Origin of the sequence: Collinsella sp. BG-O-102 (assembly GCF_023656745.1) — a bacterium.
Taxonomy (GTDB): domain Bacteria; phylum Actinomycetota; class Coriobacteriia; order Coriobacteriales; family Coriobacteriaceae; genus Collinsella.
Map to the genome: position 1 here is coordinate 129,143 of NZ_JAMOKO010000003.1, position 21,605 is coordinate 150,747.

Below are 21,605 nucleotides of genomic sequence, written 5' to 3' on the forward strand. Positions count from 1 at the left end.
CGTGTAGCAGGCCGCAAAGCCATGCCAGGTCAATATCTTCTGACGACCAGCCCTACTCGCGCGCTACGGCATCGCATGCCTCGGCCACGTGGTACGTATGCTCGATTTTGAGCGCGATGCGTGGGTTGGTGGCGTCGTAGGCATCGGTGTAGCTTTTGAAGGCCGCGCGCGCCCGGTCTCGATCGATAGCTGTCATAATGACTTCCTAAAAAGTTGTGTCTTTCGATCCGGTGGCAATTGTAGGTGAACTCGGTTGCTGCCGGATGATGATTCTGCCGTGTCGCTACATGCGGCTCGGAGACCTTGTCAGGATGAGAAGCGTATGGTGCTCAAAATCGTTAGAACCGTCTGGCCAGTGATGCTTACCTATGTTGCAATAGGCGCGCCGTGCGGAATGATCATGGGGCAGACGGGAATGGAGCCCTGGATGGTCTTTGCTCTAAGCAGTACGTTTGTGACGGGCAGCGGCCAGTTTATGATCTGCAACCTGTGGCTGGCGGGTGTGCCTGCAGCATCGATCGTCGCGAGCGTCGCCGCAATCTCCTCGCGCTTTGCGCTTTACTCGGCATCGATCGCACCGCATCTGAGGGGTGCCTCGAAGCGTCAGACGCTGGCTGTTGCCGCGACACTTACCGAGGAGGCATATGGCATCTCGCTTGCCAAGTTGGTTGAAGGGGAGGATTGGGGCCCGCGCGAGTCCTTTGTGCTCAACGTAATCCTCATCGCAACATGGGGCGTTTCGTGTACGATGGGCGCCATCGTCGGCGCCGTTGTCGATGTTCCCACCGCCATTGCAGCCTTTGTCTGCACCTCGCTCTTTATCTGCCTGCTCTTTTCGCAGCGGCTGTCGCGCGGTAACGTTGTCGCGGCGGTTTCGGGCGCGGTGTCCGTCGCCGTATGCAAGTTCTTGGGCCTCGCGAATATTGCCGTGCCGGCAAGCGTCGTGGTCGGCATTGCCATTGCGCTGGCGTGCGATGCTGTATTTGACGGAAGAGGTGCCCGCGATGCCCGCTAACGAGTTCTTGGTTCTGTGGCTGTCGTCGTGGGCTGCTATCGCGTTCTTTCGCATCGCGCCGGCGTTCGCCTTGCGCGGGCGGACCCTGTCGCCCCGCATTACCGAGGCCCTGGGCTATATCCCGCCCGCTGCCTTTGCCGCGCTGGTCGCCAACGACTTGGTGAACCCCGGCGCGTTCGACGCGGGACTCTGGCCTGCCTTGGTTCCCTGGATTGCGGCCACCGGCGTCGTGGCGGTGGCAATCAAGACAAAGTCGATGTTGTGGTGCTGCGTTTCGGGCATCGTGTTCTATATCGTTTTGAGCCTCGTATAGGAGCAGGACGCGTTATCGTCCCGGCCTAACGAATCGAATTTCTCACCGAGGCGGTCTGCTTCTTCTGGTACCATGGTCAAACTTTACTGTAGCAAAGCGTGACGTGGGCTTTTGTTCTGCGTCAGCGGAAATGGGGGTTTCATGGCACAGGAAGCGACCGCCAGCGAGCAAAAGAAATTCAAGGTCCCGCGCATCCCGGGCGACATCATGATCTATCCGATGATCGTCGGCCTTTTGCTCAATACCTTCTGCCCGCAGGTCTTTGAGGTCGGCGGCTTCTTTACGGCTGCCTGCCGCGGCGGCTCCAACACCATCGTTGCCGCGATCTTGCTGTTCGTGGGCGCCGGCATCAGCTTTAAGTCCACGCCGGGCGCCATCAAGACCGGCATCGTCGTGCTGATTCCTAAGCTTGTAGTGGCAGCCGCGCTGGGTCTGGACGTCGCGTACTTCTTTAACGATAACTTTTTAGGCCTGAGCTCGGTTTCCATCATCGGCGGCATTACGTTTTGCAACATGGCGCTCTATACGGGCATCATGGGCGAGTTCGGCGATGAGTCCGAGCAGGGCGCTGTCGGTATCCTGTTCTTTACGGCCGGCCCCGCCGTCACGATGATCATCCTTGGTGTTTCGGGTCTCGCCAACATCCCCGTCGGCACCATCATCGGATCCATCCTGCCGCTTGTTATCGGCATGGTCCTGGGCAACTTGTTCCCGTTTATCAAGAACCTGCTGGTTCCCGGCGCCAATCCCGCGATCGCTGTAATTGGTTTTCAGCTCGGTGCGTCCATGAGCCTTTCGAGCTTCATCGCCGGTGGCATTTCGGGCATCCTGCTGGGCCTCATCACGCTCTTTATCGTCGGTCCCATTACCTTTGCCTTCGAGCGCCTGTGTGGCGGCAATGGTAAGGCGGCTGTGGCATGTTCCACCATTGCCGGCACGGCCATGACCACGCCGGTCGCCCTCGCCGAGGTCGCTCCGCGCTATGCCGAGCTTGCGCCCACCGCGTATGCGCAGATCGCCACTGCCGTCATCATCACGGCAATCATGGCCCCGATTCTGACCGGCTGGGTCGATAAGAAGTTCTGCCAGAGCAAGGAAGACCTGCCGCCTGCCGGTGTCGAGGCCATCGAAGAGGCTGTCGCGACCGACATCGATGGCGAGTAGCAATCGATACCCATCAATGATTCCGGCGTGCAACTCGCGCCGTTTGAGCGCCCGAACGAGAGCTGTCTTGCAGTGACGTTCGGTCGCTCTGCTATTATTCCCCTTACCCCTGCGGAGTAGGGGGTGTTTGTTGCCCAGATTCGAATTGGGCGATTCTGGCCACTTGGATATTGAAGGGAGGGCGTCTAGTGGTAAAGGCACTCAAGATCGAGATATTCCTGCTGTGCATGATTATTCTTATCGGACTTGCCGTACGAAGCCGTCGCTCCCTGTTCTCGAGCACCCAGCAGCTTTTGTTTAGCATGCTGGGCTACACGTCTGCTGCCTACATTTTCTTCGATATGATCTGGACGCTCTCGGACGGCGTGAGCACTCCTGTAGGCATCACGGCCAACTGGATTTCCAACGCGGTTTCGTTTTCGCTGTTCGCCATCGCGTGCCTCATTTGGTTTTTCTATTCCGAGACGATGCAGGGCTCACGGCTCCTGACCACGCCCTATAGGGTGGTACTTTTAACGTTGCCAACCGCATTGGTGGTCGTTCTGGCATTTACCAGCTACTGGACGCACGCTATGTTCTATATCGATGCGCGGGGCGTATATCGTCGCGGAGCGCTTTATATGATTCAGCCTATCGTTAGCTACTGCTACGTCATATATACGTCCTTACATGCCTTTATTCAGGCTCGAAAAGTCGAAAGCCTGCAAAAGAAGGCCATTTATCGCACCCTCGCCTTTTTTGCGGTTCCCGCTCTGGTGGGCGGTACCTTTCAGATCGTATACTCGGTGCCTGGCCTTTGTGTCGGCATAATGATTAGCATGTTGCTGCTCTATATCATCTGCCAGGAGCAACTGATCTCGACTGACCCGTTGACTGGACTCAACAACCGCAACCGTTTTGAAACCTATATGCTGTCGCTCTTTTCAAATGTGGATCAGGCCGAAGATGTATATCTGCTTATGATGGACGCCGACGGCTTTAAGCAGATTAACAATCGCTATGGACATGTGGAGGGCGACCATGCTCTTCAGGTAATATCCGCTGCGCTCAAAGAGGTCTGCTCGGCGTCTGGTGGCTTTATCGCGCGTTATGGTGGCGATGAGTTCGTGGTGCTCCAAAAGGCAGCGGCGGAACAGGATATCATGCATCTGTGCGCGACAATCAACGACGAGCTCGCGCATGCCGAGGTGCCGTATGCATTGCGGATGTCCATCGGTTGCGCGCGGGTCGGCGATAGTGTTGATACCTGGCAAGACTTACTTCGCGCTGCCGATGCGGAGCTCTACCGCGTCAAGGCCGAGAAAAAGAAAGCCGGCATCCAGATACGCTAGGAAAAGGGTCGCACGCTTGCGTGCGTGGCGGCCCTCAGCTCATCGATGTATTCCATTAAGCTAAAGTGTGCGAACGCCCTCTTTAAAAAGGTGAGCTCGCTAGGCTTTTTTGGGTTTGTTGACGATGATGATGCCGCCGCAGACCAACAGCAGGGCAACGATGACGGTAATGGGGCTCGTGCCAGCGCCCTCGCCGAGCAGCAGCGCGCTCAGCAGCACACCAAAGACGGGGTTCATAAACCCAAAGACCGAGACGCGGCTGACGGGGTTGACGGCAAGCAGGCGCGACCACAGCGAGTAGGCGACCGCGGAGATAAGCGCCATGTAGATGATGAGCGCGATGGCGGGGGCAATCGCCGTGGGGGAGAGCGCGCCACCCATCAAAAAGCCGATGGCGGTGAGGACCAGGCCGCCGACCAAGAACTGCCACCCGGCAAGCAAGACGCCGTCGTGCTCACGCGAGAAGATACCGATCAGGCAGGTCGAAAGGGCACCCGCGACGGTGGAGGCTAGGATAAAACCCTCGCCGTCGAGCGTAAAGCCAAAGGTGCCGTCCGCGCCCGAAAGGTTGACGAGCGCGACGCCGGCAAAGCCCAGTACGCAGCCGAGCACTTTGGCCGCATTGAGCTTCTCGGTGTGAAATGCCAGGGCGGCAAAGAGGATTGCGAGGAAGTTGGCGCTGGCCTCGATGATGGAGCTCGACATGGCGCTGGCGCGCGAGAGGCCCAGGTAGAAAAAGAAGTACTGCCCGATAGTCTGGAAGAGCGACAAGATGCAGATGGGCTTGATATCGCGCGCTTGCGGAACGAGCGGTCGGCGCTGGGCCACGCTCATGCCAACAATGACCAGCATGCCGGCAAGGGTGAAGCGCAGGCCCGCGAAGAGCAGCTGCGAGGCGCTGTCGTGCGCGGGAATACCAAAGAGGCCGTAGCCGATCTTGATGCAGGGGAAGGCGGAGCCCCAGAGCGCGCAGCAAACGAGACAGCCCAGGATGAGTCCGGGCAGGGTGGCGAGATACGGCTTGCGGCTTTCCATGATGTCCTTCTCCTATACGCGCAAAGCAAAAAAGAACCCGCCACCGGGGGTGCCGGTGGCGGGTGTTGTTACCCGAGGGGATTGTACCCGATGGAAACGTATTAAGCGAAGTAGGCTACGCCGCTCTCAAAGATCGGCATGAATTTGTCGCCGGGGACATGCTCGGGCACGTTGCAGTACAGGTTGTCGCCGCGACGCTCGGCATGGCCCATCTTGCCCAGGACACGGCCGTCGGGGCTCGTGATGCCCTCGATGGCGAGTGCGGAGCCGTTGGGGTTGACGGAAAGGTCCATGCTGGGTTTGCCGTTCTCGCCCACGTACTGCGTGGCGACCTGGCCGTTGGCGATCAGCTGGGCGAGCACTTCGTCATTGGCGACAAAGCGGCCCTCGCCGTGGCTGATGGCGACGGTATAGGGGTCGTCCAGGCTGCACTGCGACAGCCACGGGGACAAGTTGGACGAGATGCGGGTGCGCACCAGACGGCTCTGGTGGCGACCGATGGTGTTGAACGTCAACGTGGGCGCATCGGGCGTGGCGTCGACGATGTCGCCGTAGGGCACCAGGCCGAGCTTGATCAGGGCCTGGAAGCCGTTGCAGATGCCCAGCATCAGGCCATCGCGGGCCTTGAGCAGGTCGCGGACTGCCTCGGTGACCTCGGGAGCGCGGAAGAACGCCGTGATGAACTTGGCAGAGCCGTCGGGCTCGTCGCCGCCCGAGAAGCCGCCGGGGATCATAACGATCTGGCTTGCACGGATGCGGCGGGCAAGCTCGTGGGTGCTCTCGGCGACGGCCTCGGGCGTGAGGTTGTTGATCACGAAGGTGTCGGCCTCGGCACCGGCGGCACGGAAGGCGCGGGCGCTGTCGTACTCGCAGTTGTTGCCGGGGAACACGGGGATGATCACGCGCGGGCGGGCGATCTTGGCGCCGCCGTACACGTGGATATCCTTGGCGCGGAAGTCGATGGTCTCGACCTCGGGGGTCTCGCCGGCGCTGCGGTAGGCGAAGACGCCCTCGATGCCGCTCTCCCAGGCCTCCTGGAGCTCGGCGAGCTCGATGACCTCGGAGCCGGTGTCGATGACATAGCCCTCGACGGTGGTGCCCAGGGGCTCGACGACAACGCCGTCGGCGACCTCGGGCAGCTCGGCGTCCTCGGCGAGCTCGACGATAAAACTGCCGTAGAGCGGGGTGAAGAGGCTCTCCACGTCTACATCCTCGGCAAGCTCGATACCGATCTGGTTACCGACGCACATCTTAAAGAGGCTCTCGGCGCCGCAGCCGTAGCCGGGCGTGGATATGGCCAGGGCGTTGCCGGTAGCAGTGAGCGCCTCGACGGCGTCAAACGCGGCGAGCAACTGCTGGGCGTCGGGACGGTAGTCCTCGCCATAGGTGGCGGGGGCGATGCGGACGACGCGGTGCGTGAGGCCCTTGAACTCGGGCGAGACGGCGCGGGCGGCCTTGCCCACGGCGACGGCGAAGCTGATCAGGGTCGGCGGAACGTTGAGCTCGCCGGTCTCGTCCTCAAACGAACCGCTCATGGAGTCCTTGCCGCCGATGGCGCCGGCACCCAGGTCGACTTGGGCCATGAGGGCGCCCAGGACGGCTGCCGTGGGCTTGCCCCAGCGCTCGGCCTCGGTGCGCAGACGCTCGAAGTACTCCTGGAAGGAGAGATAGGCGCGCTTGTGCTCAAAGCCGGCAGCCACGAGCTTGGCGATGGACTCGACCACGGACAGGTAGGCGCCCGCAAACTGGTCGGCCTCCATCAGATAGGGGTTGAAGCCCCATGCCATGGCACTCGCCGTGGTGGTCTCGCCGCCCACGGGGAACTTGGCGACCATGGCCGAGCTGGGGGTGAGCTGCGTCTTGCCGCCAAAGGGCATGAGCACGGTCGCGGCGCCGATGGTGGAGTCGAAGCGCTCGGAAAGGCCCTTGTTGGAAGCGACGTTGAGGTCGGTGACGAGCGAGGTCATGCGCTCGGCGAGCGTGGTGCCGGCCCAGCTGGGCTGCCACACGCTACGGGCGCACACGTGGGCGACCTGGTGCTTGGGTGCGCCGTTGGAGTTGAGGAACTCGCGGGACAGGTCGACGATAGCGACGCCGTTCCAGGCCATGCGCATGCGCGGCTCAGCGGTAACCTCGGCGATAACGGTCGCCTCCAGGTTCTCCTCGGCGGCGTAGCCCATGAACTCCTCGACGTCACCGTCGGCGACGGCGCAGGCCATGCGCTCCTGGGACTCAGAGATAGCGAGCTCGGTGCCGTCCAGGCCGTCGTACTTCTTGGTCACGGTGTCCAGGTCGACATACAGGCCGTCGGCAAGCTCGCCCACGGCGACCGAGACGCCGCCGGCGCCAAAGTCGTTGCAGCGCTTGATCAGACGGCAGGCGTCGCCGCGGCGGAACAGACGCTGCAGCTTGCGCTCGACAGGGGCGTTGCCCTTCTGGACCTCGGCACCCGAGGTCTCGATGGACTCGGTGTTCTGGGTCTTGGAGGAGCCGGTGGCGCCACCGATGCCATCGCGGCCGGTGCGGCCGCCCAGCAGGATGATCTTGTCGGTGGGGGCGGGGCACTCGCGACGAACGTGGTTTGCCGGGGTAGCGCCCACGACGGCGCCAACCTCCATGCGCTTGGCCACGTAACCGGGGTGATAGAGTTCGTTGACCTGACCGGTGGCAAGGCCGATCTGGTTGCCGTAGCTGGAGTAGCCGGCGGCGGCAGTGGTCACGAGCTTGCGCTGCGGCAGCTTGCCCTCGAGCGTCTCGGACACGGGGACGGTGGGGTCGCCGGCGCCGGTGACGCGCATGGCCTGATACACGTAGCTGCGGCCCGAGAGCGGGTCGCGGATGGCGCCGCCCACGCAGGTGGCGGCACCGCCGAAGGGTTCGATCTCGGTCGGGTGGTTATGGGTCTCGTTCTTAAAGAGGAATAGCCAGTCCTGGTCTTCGCCATCGACATCGACCTTCACCTTGACGGTGCAGGCGTTGATCTCCTCGGACTCGTCGACATCGGTCATGACGCCGGTCTTCTTGAGGTACTTGGCGCCGATGGTGCCCATGTCCATGAGGCAGACGGGCTTGGCGTCGCGACCGAGTTCGTGGCGCATCTCCATGTAGCGGTCGAAGGCCTGCTGCACCACGGCGTCGTCGATCGTCACGTCGTCCAGGACGGTGCCGAAGGTGGTGTGGCGGCAGTGGTCGGACCAGTAGGTGTCGATCACACGGATCTCGGTGATGGTGGGGTCGCGGTCCTCATCGCGGAAGTACTGCTGGCAGAAGGCGATGTCCGCCTCGTCCATGGCAAGGCCGCGCTCGGAAATAAAGGCGGCAAGGCCGGCTTCGTCGAGCTCGCGGAAACCGTCGAGTACCTCGACGGGCTGGGGCTCGGGGGTCTCCATGTACAGCGTCTCGGGCAGGTCGAGCGAGGCGATGCGCGCCTCGACGGGGTTCACCACGTAGTGCTTGATGGCATCGATGGCGGCCTCGTCCAGAGCGCCCGAGATCATATAGACCTTGGCGGAGCGCACGGCGGGGCGCTCGCCCTGGCTGATGAGCTGCACGCACTCGCTGGCGGAGTCGGCGCGCTGGTCAAACTGGCCAGGCAGGAATTCGACGGCAAAGACGGCGCCATCGCTTGCGGGGAGCTCGTCGTAGGTCACATCGACCTGGGGCTCGCTAAAGACGGTCGGCACGCAGGAGCGGAAAAGCTCCTCGTCGATGCCCTCGACGTCGTAGCGGTTGATGATCCTCAGGGCCTCGATGCCCTTGATGCCGAGAATCTCGGTCAGCTCGCCCTTGAGCTGCTGAGCCTCGACGTCGAACCCGGGTTTCTTCTCCACGTAGATACGAGAGACCATTGGTTCCTGCCTTCCTGATCGGTTGGGCGTACGGTACGGTATGCGGCAGCGGTCGGTTTGCGGGGCCTGCCCTGCGGTCGCCTTGAGCCACATGTTTGTAAACCTCACTATGATACGACAGCTCGCGGCGCGTTGAGGACGGCGAGGGTGCTACAGTGGGGCTCAAACAAGAGAAAGGCATCACATGGCATTCGTTTCGCTCGCCATCATCGCACTCGTGGCCTTTGCGAGTCCTTTTATCGCCTCGGCGATTCCTGGAAAACCCGTTCCCGAGACGGTCTTTTTGCTCGTGCTCGGCGCGGTGCTGGGACCCCATATGCTCGGCGTCATCCATGTAGATGCCGAGGTTTCGCTTGTGTCCGAGCTCGGTCTGGCCTTTTTGTTCCTGCTTGCCGGCTTTGAGATCGACCCCAAGAGCATCACGGGCGTCGAGGGGCGCTACGGCTTGGCGACGTGGGTCGTCACGTTTGGTATCGCCTGGCTTGCCGTGCGCTTTACCCCGTGGTTCTCGGTCAGCCATTTCGACGGTATCGCCGTGACGCTTGCCCTCACTTCTACGGCGCTCGGAACGCTCGTGCCCATCATGCGCGAGCGTTCACTTGCCGGAACGCGCGTGGGCGACTCGATTCTCGCGTATGGCACCTGGGGCGAGCTCGGCCCCGTGCTTGCCATGTCGGTGCTGCTGTCTGCCCGTACCGGCATCCAAACGCTCGTGATTCTTGGCCTGTTTGCGGTGGTCTGCGTGTTGCTTGCCGTGGTCCCAAGCCGCTCCAAGCGCGTCGGCAGCCGCTTCTTTGCGTTTGTCGAGGAACGCGCCGATACCACGTCGCAGACCTTCGTGCGCCTGACGGTGCTCATCCTGGTCACACTCGTGGCTTTCTCGGCCGTCTTTGATCTCGACATTGTGTTGGGTTCTTTTGCCGCCGGCTTTGTCTTGCGCTACATCATCCCCGAGGGCAACCATACGCTCGAGACCAAGCTCGACGGCCTGGCCTACGGCTTTTTGATTCCGGTGTTCTTTACCGTATCGGGCGCAAAGATCGACCTGACGGCCGTGGCGTCGCGCCCGGGTCTGCTCGTGGGCTTTATCGTGGCGTTGCTGATTATTCGTGCCGTGCCCATTCTTATTTCTATGAGCATTTGCCCTGCGACGCGCGATGTGTCGGCGTATGGTCGCATTACCGTGGCCCTGTACTGCACCACGGCGCTGCCGATCATCGTTGCCGTGACGAGCGTTGCCGTCAACGCGGGCGCGCTGTCGCAAGACATCGCGTCGGTTATGGTTGCCGCCGGCGCCATCACGGTGTTCTTGATGCCATTGCTCGCGCAGCTCTTCTACCGCGTGGTGGATGCCGCGCCGGTCGCCGCCGTGGCAGAAGTTGCCGAGCATCCATCCGATGCGCTCGACATCCTGCGCGCCCACCACGATTTGGCGAGTCTGCTCGCACGAGAGCACGAGCTGCTGACTTCGCATGGCCATGGTCGCGTATTCGAGGGCCTGCCTACGCTCGATGCGATTGCCGAGCGTCTTTCCGCCGAGGCGGCGAGCGGCCACGTCGATGCCCGCATCGTGGACGCGGCGCACCTACTTGCCGATAAGACCTATGGAGACGAGGTCGACCCGTCCGAGCTGACCCCGCGCGAGCGCCGCCGTCTGGAGCGCGCCAAGCTCGCCGTGCGCGAATACCGCCGCCGCATGCTGGAGCTCTATGCAAGAGAAGAAGCCGAGGACGACGACGGCAAGTAGTCGATACTCTCTCGGGGAAGCCGCGTCCCGCTTTGAAGGCTCGGAACGGGATGTGGTTTCCGAAACGGGGGCCGTTGGGAAACTGTGTCCCGGAATGGGCGCTCAGAGTGGGATGCAGTTTCCGCGAGAGACCCGTTGCGGAAACGGTATCCCAGAATCGGCGTTCAAAACGGGACGCAGTTTCCGCAAGGAGGTCCTGGGGAAAACCGTGCCCCGTTCTGATCCGAAATACTGGGACATAGTTTCCCTTTCATAACAAGAGAAAGCGCGCTGCCTGCGGTTGATGCAGACGGCGCGCCTTTTTGGTTGAGCTATGTTGAGGCTTGAAGCCAAAGCTTGTGGCTCCCTAGGAGCGGGCGGCTCCGTCGACGGGGAGCACGGCGCCCGTGACGTAGGAGGACATGTCGCTCGCCAGGAAAACAAAGGCGTTGGCGACATCCTCGGGCTCGCCCATGCGACCCAGCGGAATGGTGGCGACGATGGGCTTAATAACCTCTTCGGGCAGGTTGGCGACCATATCGGTTTTGGTTACGCCAGGTGCGACAGCATTGACGCGAATACCCATGGGGGCGAGCTCGCGCGAGAGCGACTGGACCATGCCGTTGACGGCAAACTTGGACGTGGGGTAACCGACGCCAGAGGGCTGACCGTACTTGGCGACCATTGAGCTCGTGGTGGTGATGGTGCCGCCGTGGCCAGCCTCGGTCATAATCTTAGCGGCTGCCCGGTGGCCGTTAAAGACGGCGACGACGTTGAGGTCCATAACTTTGGCGAACTCCTCGGCCGTGTAGTCCAAGAGGGGTGAACGCTGGGAAATACCGGCATTGTTGACGACCGTGTCCAAGCCGCCCATGTCGGCTGCAGCCTGGGTAAAGGCCTCAGTCACGGCTTCGAGTGAGGTGAGGTCGCAGGAGCGGCCCCAGACCTTGGCGTCGGGATAGGCGGCTGTCAGCTTCTCAACGGCCGCATCGGCGGTCTCTTGACGCGAGCCAAAGACGGTGACGGCGGCGCCCTCCTCGATAAAACGGCAGGCGATGGCATAGCCGATGCCGCGCGTGCCTCCGGTGATGATTGCTTTCTTACCCTCGAGCAACATGGTGCCTCCATTCTTCGGGGGTGGACATACGCAGCACAGCATAACGGCGCGCAAAATCAACTTCGTTCGCATATCGGTAAACGGCACCCTCGGTTGTCAGCGAATGGCCAAGTTGTTCAAACTTTTGCTTGATGAACGTCAAACAAAGGGGCTCCCATCCAAACGGACGGGAGCCCCTCAGGTGCTATGTTGTGTGCCAAGGACTGGACTAGTTCGCCATAACGCCTTCGGTCCAGGCCTCGACGTCCTCGATACGCAGGACGTTGGCGACCTCGGCCACGCAGTCGACACTGGCAAGCTCGGCGGCGGCAGCCTGGACGTCCTTCTCGAGTGCGCGGTGCGTCAGGAAGATGACCGAGCAGGCATCGCTGACGCCCGACTTGCCGTCCTCGACCTGGTTGATGAGCGAGATCGAGATGTTGTGCTTGGCAAAGATGTCGACCGTCTCGGACAGGGCGCCCACGCGGTCGGCGACCTTCAGACGCACATAGTACTTGGTCTGGAGTTCGTCCATGGGCTTAAAGGCGAGGTTGTGACCATAGGGCTCAATCTCGGGAAGCGGAGCCACGCCGCGGCTGATCTGCTCGGAGAGCGACAGGATATCGCCCACGACGGCGCTTGCGGTGGGGAAGGAGCCTGCGCCGGCACCGTAGAACATGGTTTCGCCCACGGCGTCACCCACCACGTAGACGGCGTTCATGGCGCCGTTGACCTTGGCGAGCATGTGGTCGGCGGGGATCAGCGTGGGATGCACGCGGACGTCGACGCCGGCGTCGGTGTTGCGGGCGATGCCGAGCAGCTTAATGGTGTAGCCGAGTTCGCGTGCCTGGGCGATGTCCTCGGCGCCGATGGTACGGATGCCCTGCTGGTATACGTCGTCGGTGGTCACACGGGTGCCAAAGCCGATGGAGGCGAGGATCGCCGTTTTGCTGGCGGCGTCGAAGCCGTCGACGTCGGCGGACGGGTCGGCCTCGGCATAGCCCTTGGCCTGCGCGTCGGCGAGCACGTCGGCGTAATCGGCACCCTCGGCGTCCATGCGCGACAGGATGTAGTTGGTGGTACCGTTGAGAATACCGGCGATGGTCAGGATCTTGTTGCCCACCAGGTCGTGCTCAAGCGTGCTCACGATGGGGATGCCGCCGCCGCAGCTGGCCTCGCACTTAATCTGCACGCCGCACGCGCGTGCCTTCTCGGCAAGCGTCTCGACGTGACGGCCCAGTAGGGCTTTGTTGGCAGAGACGACGTGCTTGCCGTGCTCAAAGGCAGTGGTGAAGATCTCGGTTGCGGGATGCTCACCGCCGATCAGCTCGACGACGATGTCGACGGCGGGGTCGCTGACGACGTCGTGCCAGTCACTCGTAAAGGCCTCGCGCTCAATGCCTGCCGCCTCGGCCTGCTCCCAAGCAAGCGCGCAGGCGCGGGTCAGCTTAAGGTCGATGCCGTAGGCTGCCAGGTACTCATCGTGGTGGCTCTTGATCAGACGGGCCACGCCGCCGCCGACGGTTCCCAGACCGATCAGACCGACGTTCACGGTGCGCAGGGGTTCGCTCATAGATAGCTCCTTCGTGCATCTTATGGATGGATTAACCGCTTAAAGGTTGAGTGCATTCTAGCGTGAACCGAGGGCGCGTGCTCGCCAGGCAACAGGAGTCGCACAAAACGGCACCCCCGAAACGCTGCGGAAACATTGGAAACATGCTCGCTACAAACGGAACTCCGTAACAAACTGTCAACGTTTGCACCATGAGGTTTGCCCCGTACCGCAAGACGGCCGCACTGCGGCCAGCGAAGAGGGGGGCACCATGCTTAGCATCAACAACGTACTTAACCGCAGGAGTTTCCTTGTCGGAGCCACGCTTATTTTTGCCCCGATCTATTTCACCCCAGCGTCCGTTTTGCTCAAGAACGCCAAGGACATGAGCTACGACATGACACTAATGGGTGCCGACGGCATGGACAGCCTATGTAATCCAGGACGGCAAGTACATCTCCGCCTAAGTGCATATAACGAGACCGGTGAGGCCGTTTTATTCAGGGCAAGGGCGCTTGTAACAGAACAGAAACATTACTTTCACATAATAAAGTGGCTAAACTGCATAAACTGATAGAAATACGCATAAAAATGGATAAATGGACAAAGCAAAAGAAAAGTTGAAATAATCGCCACTTTTCTCAACTAAAGCGTCTACTATTTTGCGAACGCCGAACACGGCGAAGGATGGCCTGTCGGGTAACCGAAACCCGACGAGATTTGAGAGGAGAGCCGCATGTCGAGCCTCACCGGTAAGTCATTGAACCCTGTTATGAATCGCAGGAGCGTTATCGCGAGCGCAGCAGGTCTGGGGGCGATGTCCATTCTAGCTGGCTGCTCCTCCAACGGCGGCGACAGCGGTTCCGCTTCGAGCGACGCTTCGTTTAAGATCGGCACCATCGGTCCGCTGACCGGCGCCAACGCGTCCTACGGCAAGTCCGTTACCCAGGGTGTCGAGCTTGGCTGCAAGGATTTTTCGACCAAGGAGCTGCCGCTTGCCAGCAAGGCCGAGGATGACCAGGCCGATGGCGAGAAGGCCGTCAACGCCTTCAACACCCTGCTCGACTGGGGCATGCAGGCCCTCGTCGGCCCGACTACCACGGGTGCGTCGGTTGCCGTTGCCGCAGAGTGTGGTAACGACCCCAAGACGTTCATGATCACCCCGTCCGCGTCCTCCGAGGACGTCACCGACGGCAAGGATTGCGTCTTCCAGGTTTGCTTCACCGACCCCAACCAGGGTGTCAACGCTGCCAAGTTCCTGGCGCAGAAGTATGCGGACGAGAAGTTCGTGCTGTTCTATAACTCCGGCGACGCCTATTCTTCGGGCATCGCAGATTCCTTTAAGGCCCAGGCCGCTGAGTCCAAGCTCGAGATTGTTGACGAGGAGACCTTTAAGGACGACTCCGCCACGAGCTTTACGAACCAGCTGACCAAGGCCAAGCAGGCCGGCGCCACCATGATCTTTGCGCCGATCTACTACACGCCGGCGTCCGTCCTGCTCAAGAACGCCAAGGACATGGGCTACGACGTCAAGATGATGGGCTGCGACGGCATGGACGGCATCCTGGGCGTTGAGGGCTTCGATACCTCTCTTGCCGAGGGTCTGCTGCTCATGACCCCGTTCTCCGCCGACGACGAGAAGAACGCCGACTTCGTTAACGCTTACAAGGATAAGTACGGCGATACCCCCGACCAGTTTGCCGCCGACGCCTACGACGGCGTGCACGCGGTGGCCGAGGCCGTCAAGGAGGCCGGTCTTGGTGTCGACGCCGACCCGACCGAGGTCGCCGAGAAGCTGTCCAAGGCTATGCTCAAGATTACCGTTGACGGTCTGACCGGCAAGCTCACCTGGAACGATAAGGGCCAGGTCCAGAAGGAGCCCACGGCGTACGTCATCACCGACGGCAAGTACGTACAGGCCTAATTGGCCGCCTTACATAGAGCGGTTTTGATCCCAAGCAGGGGAGGTTTTGGCCTTCCCTGCTTGCTTGGTATCTAGGGACGATGTAACGTCCCTGTTTCATACATCAACTGGAAACCTATTCGAAAGGGGGATGTGGAACATGACGGTCTTTATCCAATACCTGGTCAACGGCCTGTCCATGGGCAGCGTCTACGCCATCATCGCGTTGGGCTACACCATGGTCTACGGTATCGCCAAGATGCTGAACTTCGCTCACGGCGACGTTATCATGGTCGGTGCCTATGTCTCGTTCTGCGCCACGTCGTATCTCGGCCTCCCGGGCTGGGCATCTGTAGTTCTCTCTTGTGTGGTCTGTACCGTTCTCGGTGTTCTCATCGAGGGTCTGGCATACAAGCCGCTGCGTCAGGCGGGCCCGCTGGCCGTTCTGATCACGGCTATCGGCGTGTCTTACTTCCTGCAGAACGCCGCGCAGCTTCTGTGGGGCGCCACGCCCAAGAACTTCACTTCGCTCGTCACCTTCCAGGTGCCGGAGTTCTTGGCCAAGTTCAACGTAAGCGCCGTCTCGCTCGTCACCATCGTCGCCTGCCTGGTTATCATGGCCGGCCTGATGTTCTTTACAGGTAAGACCAAGATGGGTAAGGCCATGCGTGCCGTGTCCGAGGACAAGGCCGCCGCTCAGCTCATGGGCATCAACGTCAACCGCACCATCTCGATGACGTTTGCCATCGGCTCTGCCCTTGCCGCCATCGCCGGCGTGCTGCTGTGCTCCTACTCGCCGGTGCTGCAGCCTACGACGGGCGCCATGCCTGGCATCAAGGCCTTCGACGCCGCCGTCTTCGGTGGCATCGGTTCCATCCCCGGCGCCTTTGTCGGTGGCATTCTCATCGGCATCATCGAGGCGATGGCGCAGGCCTACATTTCCACGAGCCTTGCCAACTCCATCGTCTTTGGTGTTTTGATCATCGTCCTGCTCGTCAAGCCTGCCGGCCTCTTGGGCAAGTACGTCCCCGAGAAGGTGTAGGTGAGCGTTATGAAGTTTCTTAAAGATAAGCAGACGCGTCACGACTTTGTTACGTATGCCATGTGCATCGTGGCCTTCGCCATCGTGTTCTTTATGCAGTCGAACCACATGATTCCGCGCATGATCGCCGGTCAGTTGGTTCCCATTACGGCCTACATCGTCATGGCCATTTCCCTCAACCTTGTCGTCGGCATCGCGGGCGACCTGTCGCTGGGCCATGCGGGCTTTATGAGCGTCGGCGCCTATACGGGAATCGTCACCGCGGTCGCCCTCGAGAGCGCCGTTCCCTCCGATCCGGTGCGCCTTGTCATCAGCATCGTGGTCGGCGCTATCGCCGCTGCCGTCTTGGGCTTCTTGATCGGTATCCCGGTCCTGCGCCTGAGCGGCGACTATCTGGCCATCGTGACCCTGGCTTTTGGCGAGATCATCAAAGAGATCGTCACTTGCCTTATCGTGGGTGTCGACTCGCGCGGCCTGCACGTGATCTTTAACATCACGGGCAACTCTACGATCGACGACCTGCACCTGCTCGAGGACGGCACCGCCATCATCAAGGGCGCCCAGGGCGCCTCGGGCGTGTCGACGTACTCGACCTTCCTCGCCGGTGCCATCCTGGTCATGGTCGCACTCGTGATCGTGCTCAACCTGGTTCGCAGCCGTACCGGCCGTGCCATTATGGCCGTGCGCGATAACAAGATTGCAGCCGAGTCCGTAGGCATCTCCGTCACCGAGTACCGCATGATCGCCTTCGTGGTTTCCGCTGCCCTCGCCGGTGCTGCCGGAGCCCTCTTCGGCGGTAACTTCTCGCAGCTCTCCGCCACCAAGTTCGACTTCAACACGTCCATCCTCATTCTGGTGTTCGTGGTCCTGGGCGGTCTGGGCAATATGCGCGGCTCCGTCATCGCGGCGGCGCTGCTCACGGTGCTTCCCGAGCTGCTCCGTCAGTTCTCGGACTACCGTATGCTCATTTACGCTATCGTGCTGATCCTGGTCATGATCTTTACCAACAACCCGCAGCTCAAGGCGTTCTTCGCACGCATTAAGGATCGCTTTGCTTCCAAGAAGGAGGTGGCAGCCGATGCCCAGTAAATTTGAGTTCAAGAAGGGCAAGATGGTCCCGTATCCTTCTGGCGCCATCGTTCCCGATCGTGACCTGGGCGAGCGCCCTGCACTCGAGTGCATCCACCTGGGCATTGAGTTCGGTGGCCTTAAGGCAGTCGACGACTTTAGCCTGACTATCGGCAAGACCGAGATCGCCGGTCTGATCGGCCCCAACGGTGCCGGTAAGACCACGGTCTTCAACCTGCTCACCAAGGTGTATCAGCCCACGCACGGCACCATCCTGCTCGACGGAGAGGATACCTCGGGCAAGTCGGTCTATCAGGTCAACCGCATGGGTATTGCCCGTACCTTCCAGAACATTCGCCTGTTCAACACCATGACGGTGGAGGATAACGTTAAGGTCGGTCTGCATAACCAGGAGCGTTACTCCGGCTTTGAGGGCGTGCTGCGCCTGCCGACGTATTGGAAGCACGAGAAGGCCGCCCACGAGCGCGCCATGGAGCTGCTGTCCATCTTTGATATGGAGCATCTGGCAAACGAGCAGGCCGGATCGCTGCCTTACGGCGCTCAGCGTCGTCTGGAGATCGTCCGCGCGCTTGCCACCAACCCCAAACTGCTGCTGCTCGACGAGCCTGCCGCCGGCATGAACCCGTCCGAGACCGCGGAACTCATGGAGAACATCGTTAAGATTCGCGACACCTTTGGTATCGCCATCATGCTTATCGAGCACGACATGTCGCTCGTCATGAATATTTGCGAGGGTATCTGCGTGCTCAACTTTGGTAAGGTCATCGCCAAGGGCACGGCAGAGGAAATCCAGAACAACGACGCCGTTATCGAGGCATATCTGGGCAAGCAGGATAAGGGGGAGAACTAAATGGCAGAGCCGATGCTTTCCGTCTACAACATCAACGTCTGGTACGGCGCCATCCACGCCATCAAGGACATCTCCTTTAACGTCAACGAGGGCGAGATCGTGGCTCTGATCGGTGCGAACGGTGCCGGCAAGTCCACAACGCTCAAGACCGTCTCGGGCCTGCTGCGCTCCAAGACCGGCTCCATCAAGTTTATGGGCGAGGGCATTACTCATACGCCCGCCGATAAGCTGGTTGGTAAGGGCCTGGCCCAGGTGCCCGAGGGCCGTCGCGCCTTTTTGCAGATGACGGTCGAGGAGAACCTGGAGATGGGCGCCTACACGCAGCCCAAGTCCACGGTTGCTCCGGGCCTTGAGCGCGTCTACGAGCAGTTCCCGCGCCTGAAGGAGCGCCGTCGCCAGGTCGCCGGCACCCTTTCGGGCGGCGAGCAGCAGATGCTCGTTATGGGCCGCGCCCTTATGAGTAATCCCAAGCTGCTCATGCTCGACGAACCTTCCATGGGTCTGGCACCGATTCTGATCGAACAGATCTTCCAGATTGTCGAGGACCTGCACAAGGCCGGCACCACGGTGCTTCTGGTCGAGCAAAACGCGCAGATGGCGCTTTCCATCGCCACACGCGGTTACGTGCTCGAGACCGGCAAGATCACCATGACCGGCACCGGCCAAGAGCTCCTGCATGACGACAACGTCCGCAAAGCCTACCTCGGAGGCTAACCCACCTAACAAAAGGGGCGCTGACTATCTCAGTCAGCGCCCCTTTTTAAGTTGCGGTGAAATAGGGACTGAATACGGGCTCCAGAGGCCAAAAGAGTCCCTATTCCACCGCAACTTCATGGGGATGTGTGACAATGCCCGTCGGAAAACATCTGCTGTCTTTGGGGGTCTATCTATGCTGTACGAGTTTTGTGCCGAGAACTTTGAGCGGGTGCCGGCGGCTATCGATGCCGGTGCAAGGCGTATCGAGCTGTGCGACAACCTTGCCGTTGGTGGCACCACGCCTTCGGCCGGCGTTATCAGCGCTACGACCAACTATGTCCACGAGCACGATGCACGGGTGATGTGCATGATTCGCCCGCGTGGCGGCGACTTTCACTACGACCAGGACGAGCTGCGTATGATGGAGATGGACCTGGGCCTTGCCGTAAGCGCCGGCGTTGACGGCTTGGTCTTTGGCTGCTGCAAGCCCTGCGCTGGCGGATGGGCGCTCGACGAACTTACGCTTGGCGCCCTCGTGATGGCTGCGGGCTGCGCGACCGAGGAATGTAAGCGTGAGCCCATCGACATCACCTTCCACATGGCATTTGACCAGCTCTCGCCCGAGGCTCAGCTCGATGCGATTGATACACTTGCCGACTGCGGCGTTACGCGCATCCTCACGCATGGCGGCGCTGCCGGTACGTCGATCGAGGATAATTTCGATCACCTGGCTCGTTTAATCGAGTATGCGGGTGATCGTTTGACCATCCTTCCCGGCGGCGGCATCACTACGGCAAATCGCGACGCGGTCGCGGCGGCGCTAGACGTCTCCGAGCTCCATGGCACCAAGATCGTGCCGCTGGAGGTATAACCCGTGGCGCTGGTATTCGATGTTCAGCAGGCGAGCGGCAAGCCCGACGACAACCGTCGCCCCGGTACCGCGTGTCCCTTTTGCAACACGGAGGGGCTCACCAACATCATCCAGCGCGACGGTGACTGCATCTGGCTCGAGAATAAGTTCAAGACCCTGCGCGCCACCCGTCAAACCGTGCTGATCGAGTCGGCCGATCACGATGCCGACCTGGTGACCTATAAGCCGGATGAACTCCACCATGTGATGAGGTTTGCTCTGGATTGCTGGCAGCAGATGATCGATTCGCAGCAGTATCGAAGCGTGCTCATGTACAAGAACAAGGGTCCGCTTTCGGGCGGCAGCCTCGTCCATCCACACATGCAGATTGTGGGCTTGGAACAGGAGGACGGCTATGCGGCGCTGACCTCAGCCAACTTTGAAGGCATCGATGTTTGGCAGAGGGGAAGGGTTGCGGTCAACATCTCAACCGAACCGATTATGGGGTTCTTTGAGGTCAATGTTTCAGCCCCGCAGGGAATCGCCGCCAGCGATGGCGCGCGAGACCAAGCCGAGACGGACCTCTTCGCCGATGCGATTCAGGTAGCTCTGCGCTATATCCTGAACGAGCACCATGGTGGTCGCGCAGAGTCGTACAACTTGTTCTTCTACCACATGGACGGCCGGACCATTGCCAAGGCGCTTCCGCGCTGGGTGGTTTCACCCTACTTTGTCGGGTATCGGCTGGCTCAGGTCAATGCTGAGACCACGCTCGATGTCGATGCGGAGCGATTCCGCGCACATCTGGAGGCGCTCACATCGTAAAGTGAGCGCCCGCACACTGCGGACGGTTTAGCGCGCCATTGCATCGCGGCCGGCCTCGACCCGCTTGCGCTGGGCGGCGCGCTCCTCGCCGGTCAGACGCTCAAAGAAGTGTCCGATAAGCGAGGCGAGCACCTGCTGAAACAACGTTCCACACATGACGGGAAACACAACTTCGCCCGGAAAGTATTGCGTGGCGATGACGGCGCCCGAAGAGATATTGCGCATGCCGCAGGTAAAGCACATGGTGGTCGTTTCGCTATATGGCAGATGCAGCGCGCGGGCGACCAGAATGCCGACGACAAAGCCGCTGATGGCGAAGACCAAAATAAAGAGGGCGACTTCCAAGCGCACCGCGTTCATGTGCAGCACGTACTCGCTCATGGCGGTGGAGTTGGAGGCGATAACGCCCATCATCATGAACTTGCAGGCGGGCGAGAGCGCGGGGGAGAGTTTCTCGTGCCCCCAGCCGCGCGTGAGCTCGTTGATCACGATGCCGAGCACAGCGGGGATGGCGATCATAAAGGCCATGTTCTGCATCATGCTCGGCACGTCGATCGAGACGGTGGCGCCCAGCAGGAGCTTGAGCGTAAGCGGAATCGTCACAGGGGAGATGACCGAGGACGTCAGGATGATGGTGAGCGCGAGCGGGCCGTTGCCGCCGAACATGCTGATCCACATAAAAGCGGTGACTGCCACGGGCACACTGTATTCGAGCACGATGCCGCAGACAAGGTTGGGGTTGGAACCAAAGAACAACGATCCCATGGCATAGGCCGCGATGGGAATAAGCGCCGCCGAGACCAACAACGCCAGAATCAGGTGCAGCGGACGGTGGAACACCTCGGCTACCTGGTGAAAGGTGTTGCTGAGCGCACCCTGAAACGTCATAAAGGCGAAGAGGGCGGGAACAATGGGCTTGAGAACGCCGATCTGTTGAGGAAAGAGCACGCCGAGCGCCACACAAATCGGAACGATGATCTGCATGTGCCCCGCGAGGAACTTCCCCAGTCCAGCCCATTGCTTCATATGCCCCGCGACTCCCTTTATCCGCGAACTTGTTTGTATGGATATGCTAGACGCTCGTATGTGTCCGTGCGGCTGAAACGCTCGATTGTTTCGAGGGCATTACCGCCATCGTTTGCCGAAACCGCGGCGCACCGCGGCGTTTTGCGTCCGCGCTGCACGGTATAATAAATCCGTTCAACAGATCTGCCTGCCGAAGCGGGCATACACAGAGGACTCATCGCTATGAACCGTGAGAGGTATCGCG

At 60.8% G+C, this 21,605-nt stretch carries 19 protein-coding genes; 13 read left to right on the top strand and 6 right to left on the bottom strand.

What is annotated here, in order from left to right:
* Positions 1 to 52 precede the first annotated feature (52 nt).
* Complete coding sequence (locus NBH09_RS02680; protein ID WP_250786998.1) at positions 53 to 196, bottom strand: hypothetical protein; 144 nt, start codon at positions 194 to 196, stop codon at positions 53 to 55.
* A 162-nt stretch (positions 197 to 358) separates the two neighbouring features.
* Here NBH09_RS02680 and NBH09_RS02685 point away from each other — a divergent pair, with 162 nt between their 5' ends.
* The 4 genes from NBH09_RS02685 to NBH09_RS10085 all read left to right on the top strand — a co-directional run bounded on the left by NBH09_RS02685 (position 359) and on the right by NBH09_RS10085 (position 3,823).
* Positions 359 to 1,015 (top strand): AzlC family ABC transporter permease, encoded by a 657-nt coding sequence (locus tag NBH09_RS02685; RefSeq protein ID WP_161145017.1) that lies wholly within the window; start codon positions 359 to 361, stop codon positions 1,013 to 1,015.
* Positions 1,005 to 1,328 carry an AzlD domain-containing protein gene (locus NBH09_RS02690; RefSeq protein WP_055310541.1) on the top strand — a complete coding sequence of 108 codons (324 nt, stop codon included), beginning with the start codon at positions 1,005 to 1,007 and terminating at the stop codon, positions 1,326 to 1,328. The genes NBH09_RS02685 and NBH09_RS02690 overlap by 11 nt, the downstream gene beginning before the upstream one ends.
* Before the next feature lie 141 nt (positions 1,329 to 1,469).
* On the top strand, positions 1,470 to 2,492 hold the full coding sequence (locus tag NBH09_RS02695; RefSeq protein WP_250786999.1) for a 2-keto-3-deoxygluconate permease: 1,023 nt from the start codon (positions 1,470 to 1,472) through the stop codon (positions 2,490 to 2,492).
* Positions 2,493 to 2,680: 188 nt separating this feature from the next.
* Positions 2,681 to 3,823 (top strand): GGDEF domain-containing protein, encoded by a 1,143-nt coding sequence (locus tag NBH09_RS10085; protein WP_250787000.1) that lies wholly within the window; start codon positions 2,681 to 2,683, stop codon positions 3,821 to 3,823.
* A 99-nt stretch (positions 3,824 to 3,922) separates the two neighbouring features.
* Here NBH09_RS10085 and NBH09_RS02705 read toward each other — a convergent pair whose 3' ends face one another.
* Both NBH09_RS02705 and NBH09_RS02710 read right to left on the bottom strand, forming a co-directional pair.
* Positions 3,923 to 4,858, bottom strand: coding sequence for a DMT family transporter (locus tag NBH09_RS02705; RefSeq protein ID WP_196032224.1), 936 nt, complete (start codon positions 4,856 to 4,858; stop codon positions 3,923 to 3,925).
* A 101-nt stretch (positions 4,859 to 4,959) separates the two neighbouring features.
* A complete protein-coding gene (locus NBH09_RS02710; protein ID WP_250787001.1) occupies positions 4,960 to 8,706 on the bottom strand; it encodes a phosphoribosylformylglycinamidine synthase in 3,747 nt (1,248 codons plus the stop codon).
* Positions 8,707 to 8,890: 184 nt separating this feature from the next.
* Here NBH09_RS02710 and NBH09_RS02715 point away from each other — a divergent pair, with 184 nt between their 5' ends.
* Positions 8,891 to 10,453 (top strand): cation:proton antiporter domain-containing protein, encoded by a 1,563-nt coding sequence (locus NBH09_RS02715; protein ID WP_250787002.1) that lies wholly within the window; start codon positions 8,891 to 8,893, stop codon positions 10,451 to 10,453.
* 346 nt (positions 10,454 to 10,799) lie between these two features.
* Here NBH09_RS02715 and NBH09_RS02720 read toward each other — a convergent pair whose 3' ends face one another.
* Positions 10,800 to 11,549: an SDR family NAD(P)-dependent oxidoreductase gene (locus NBH09_RS02720; RefSeq protein ID WP_250787003.1), complete on the bottom strand. Its 750-nt coding sequence runs from the start codon at positions 11,547 to 11,549 to the stop codon at positions 10,800 to 10,802.
* A 208-nt stretch (positions 11,550 to 11,757) separates the two neighbouring features.
* Positions 11,758 to 13,101: a homoserine dehydrogenase gene (locus tag NBH09_RS02725; protein ID WP_138375194.1), complete on the bottom strand. Its 1,344-nt coding sequence runs from the start codon at positions 13,099 to 13,101 to the stop codon at positions 11,758 to 11,760.
* 250 nt (positions 13,102 to 13,351) lie between these two features.
* Between NBH09_RS02725 and NBH09_RS02730 the strand changes: the two genes are divergently transcribed.
* The 8 genes from NBH09_RS02730 (at position 13,352) to NBH09_RS02765 (ending at position 20,335) form a co-directional block, all read left to right on the top strand.
* Positions 13,352 to 13,654 carry a hypothetical protein gene (locus NBH09_RS02730; RefSeq protein ID WP_229025963.1) on the top strand — a complete coding sequence of 101 codons (303 nt, stop codon included), beginning with the start codon at positions 13,352 to 13,354 and terminating at the stop codon, positions 13,652 to 13,654.
* Between the two features lie 162 nt (positions 13,655 to 13,816).
* A complete protein-coding gene (locus tag NBH09_RS02735) occupies positions 13,817 to 15,004 on the top strand; it encodes an ABC transporter substrate-binding protein (protein ID WP_006234442.1) in 1,188 nt (395 codons plus the stop codon).
* A 139-nt stretch (positions 15,005 to 15,143) separates the two neighbouring features.
* Positions 15,144 to 16,025 carry a branched-chain amino acid ABC transporter permease gene (locus NBH09_RS02740; RefSeq protein WP_099432746.1) on the top strand — a complete coding sequence of 294 codons (882 nt, stop codon included), beginning with the start codon at positions 15,144 to 15,146 and terminating at the stop codon, positions 16,023 to 16,025.
* A 9-nt stretch (positions 16,026 to 16,034) separates the two neighbouring features.
* Entirely contained in the window at positions 16,035 to 17,114 is a 1,080-nt protein-coding gene (locus NBH09_RS02745) for a branched-chain amino acid ABC transporter permease (protein ID WP_138375196.1), read from the top strand.
* Positions 17,104 to 17,964, top strand: a complete 861-nt coding sequence (locus NBH09_RS02750; RefSeq protein WP_055310550.1) for an ABC transporter ATP-binding protein — start codon at positions 17,104 to 17,106, stop codon at positions 17,962 to 17,964. Before NBH09_RS02745 ends, NBH09_RS02750 begins: the two co-directional genes overlap by 11 nt.
* Entirely contained in the window at positions 17,965 to 18,678 is a 714-nt protein-coding gene (locus NBH09_RS02755; RefSeq protein WP_250787004.1) for an ABC transporter ATP-binding protein, read from the top strand. It begins immediately after the preceding gene.
* A gap of 175 nt (positions 18,679 to 18,853) precedes the next feature.
* A complete protein-coding gene (locus NBH09_RS02760; protein ID WP_161145021.1) occupies positions 18,854 to 19,531 on the top strand; it encodes a copper homeostasis protein CutC in 678 nt (225 codons plus the stop codon).
* A 3-nt stretch (positions 19,532 to 19,534) separates the two neighbouring features.
* The gene (locus NBH09_RS02765; protein WP_161145022.1) at positions 19,535 to 20,335 is read left to right on the top strand and encodes a DUF4931 domain-containing protein; all 801 of its coding nucleotides are present in this window, start codon (positions 19,535 to 19,537) and stop codon (positions 20,333 to 20,335) included.
* A 27-nt stretch (positions 20,336 to 20,362) separates the two neighbouring features.
* Here the strand turns inward: NBH09_RS02765 and NBH09_RS02770 are convergent, their stop codons facing one another.
* On the bottom strand, positions 20,363 to 21,361 hold the full coding sequence (locus NBH09_RS02770; protein ID WP_195234625.1) for a bile acid:sodium symporter family protein: 999 nt from the start codon (positions 21,359 to 21,361) through the stop codon (positions 20,363 to 20,365).
* Positions 21,362 to 21,605: the final 244 nt, after the last annotated feature.

Bases quoted from the DNA above. Each gene is read 5' to 3' on its own strand.
- NBH09_RS02750 (WP_055310550.1), top strand. From the start codon at position 17,104: ATGCCCAGTAAATTTGAGTTCAAGAAGGGCAAGATGGTCCCGTATCCT.
- NBH09_RS02680 (WP_250786998.1), bottom strand. From the start codon at position 196: ATGACAGCTATCGATCGAGACCGGGCGCGCGCGGCCTTCAAAAGCTAC.
- NBH09_RS02745 (WP_138375196.1), top strand. From the start codon at position 16,035: ATGAAGTTTCTTAAAGATAAGCAGACGCGTCACGACTTTGTTACGTAT.
- NBH09_RS02740 (WP_099432746.1), top strand. From the start codon at position 15,144: ATGACGGTCTTTATCCAATACCTGGTCAACGGCCTGTCCATGGGCAGC.
- NBH09_RS02710 (WP_250787001.1), bottom strand. From the start codon at position 8,706: ATGGTCTCTCGTATCTACGTGGAGAAGAAACCCGGGTTCGACGTCGAG.
- NBH09_RS02705 (WP_196032224.1), bottom strand. From the start codon at position 4,858: ATGGAAAGCCGCAAGCCGTATCTCGCCACCCTGCCCGGACTCATCCTG.
- NBH09_RS02720 (WP_250787003.1), bottom strand. From the start codon at position 11,549: ATGTTGCTCGAGGGTAAGAAAGCAATCATCACCGGAGGCACGCGCGGC.
- NBH09_RS02695 (WP_250786999.1), top strand. From the start codon at position 1,470: ATGGCACAGGAAGCGACCGCCAGCGAGCAAAAGAAATTCAAGGTCCCG.
- NBH09_RS02755 (WP_250787004.1), top strand. From the start codon at position 17,965: ATGGCAGAGCCGATGCTTTCCGTCTACAACATCAACGTCTGGTACGGC.
- NBH09_RS02735 (WP_006234442.1), top strand. From the start codon at position 13,817: ATGTCGAGCCTCACCGGTAAGTCATTGAACCCTGTTATGAATCGCAGG.
- NBH09_RS02770 (WP_195234625.1), bottom strand. From the start codon at position 21,361: ATGAAGCAATGGGCTGGACTGGGGAAGTTCCTCGCGGGGCACATGCAG.
- NBH09_RS02760 (WP_161145021.1), top strand. From the start codon at position 18,854: ATGCTGTACGAGTTTTGTGCCGAGAACTTTGAGCGGGTGCCGGCGGCT.
- NBH09_RS02685 (WP_161145017.1), top strand. From the start codon at position 359: ATGCTTACCTATGTTGCAATAGGCGCGCCGTGCGGAATGATCATGGGG.
- NBH09_RS02690 (WP_055310541.1), top strand. From the start codon at position 1,005: ATGCCCGCTAACGAGTTCTTGGTTCTGTGGCTGTCGTCGTGGGCTGCT.
- NBH09_RS02725 (WP_138375194.1), bottom strand. From the start codon at position 13,101: ATGAGCGAACCCCTGCGCACCGTGAACGTCGGTCTGATCGGTCTGGGA.
- NBH09_RS02715 (WP_250787002.1), top strand. From the start codon at position 8,891: ATGGCATTCGTTTCGCTCGCCATCATCGCACTCGTGGCCTTTGCGAGT.
- NBH09_RS02730 (WP_229025963.1), top strand. From the start codon at position 13,352: ATGCTTAGCATCAACAACGTACTTAACCGCAGGAGTTTCCTTGTCGGA.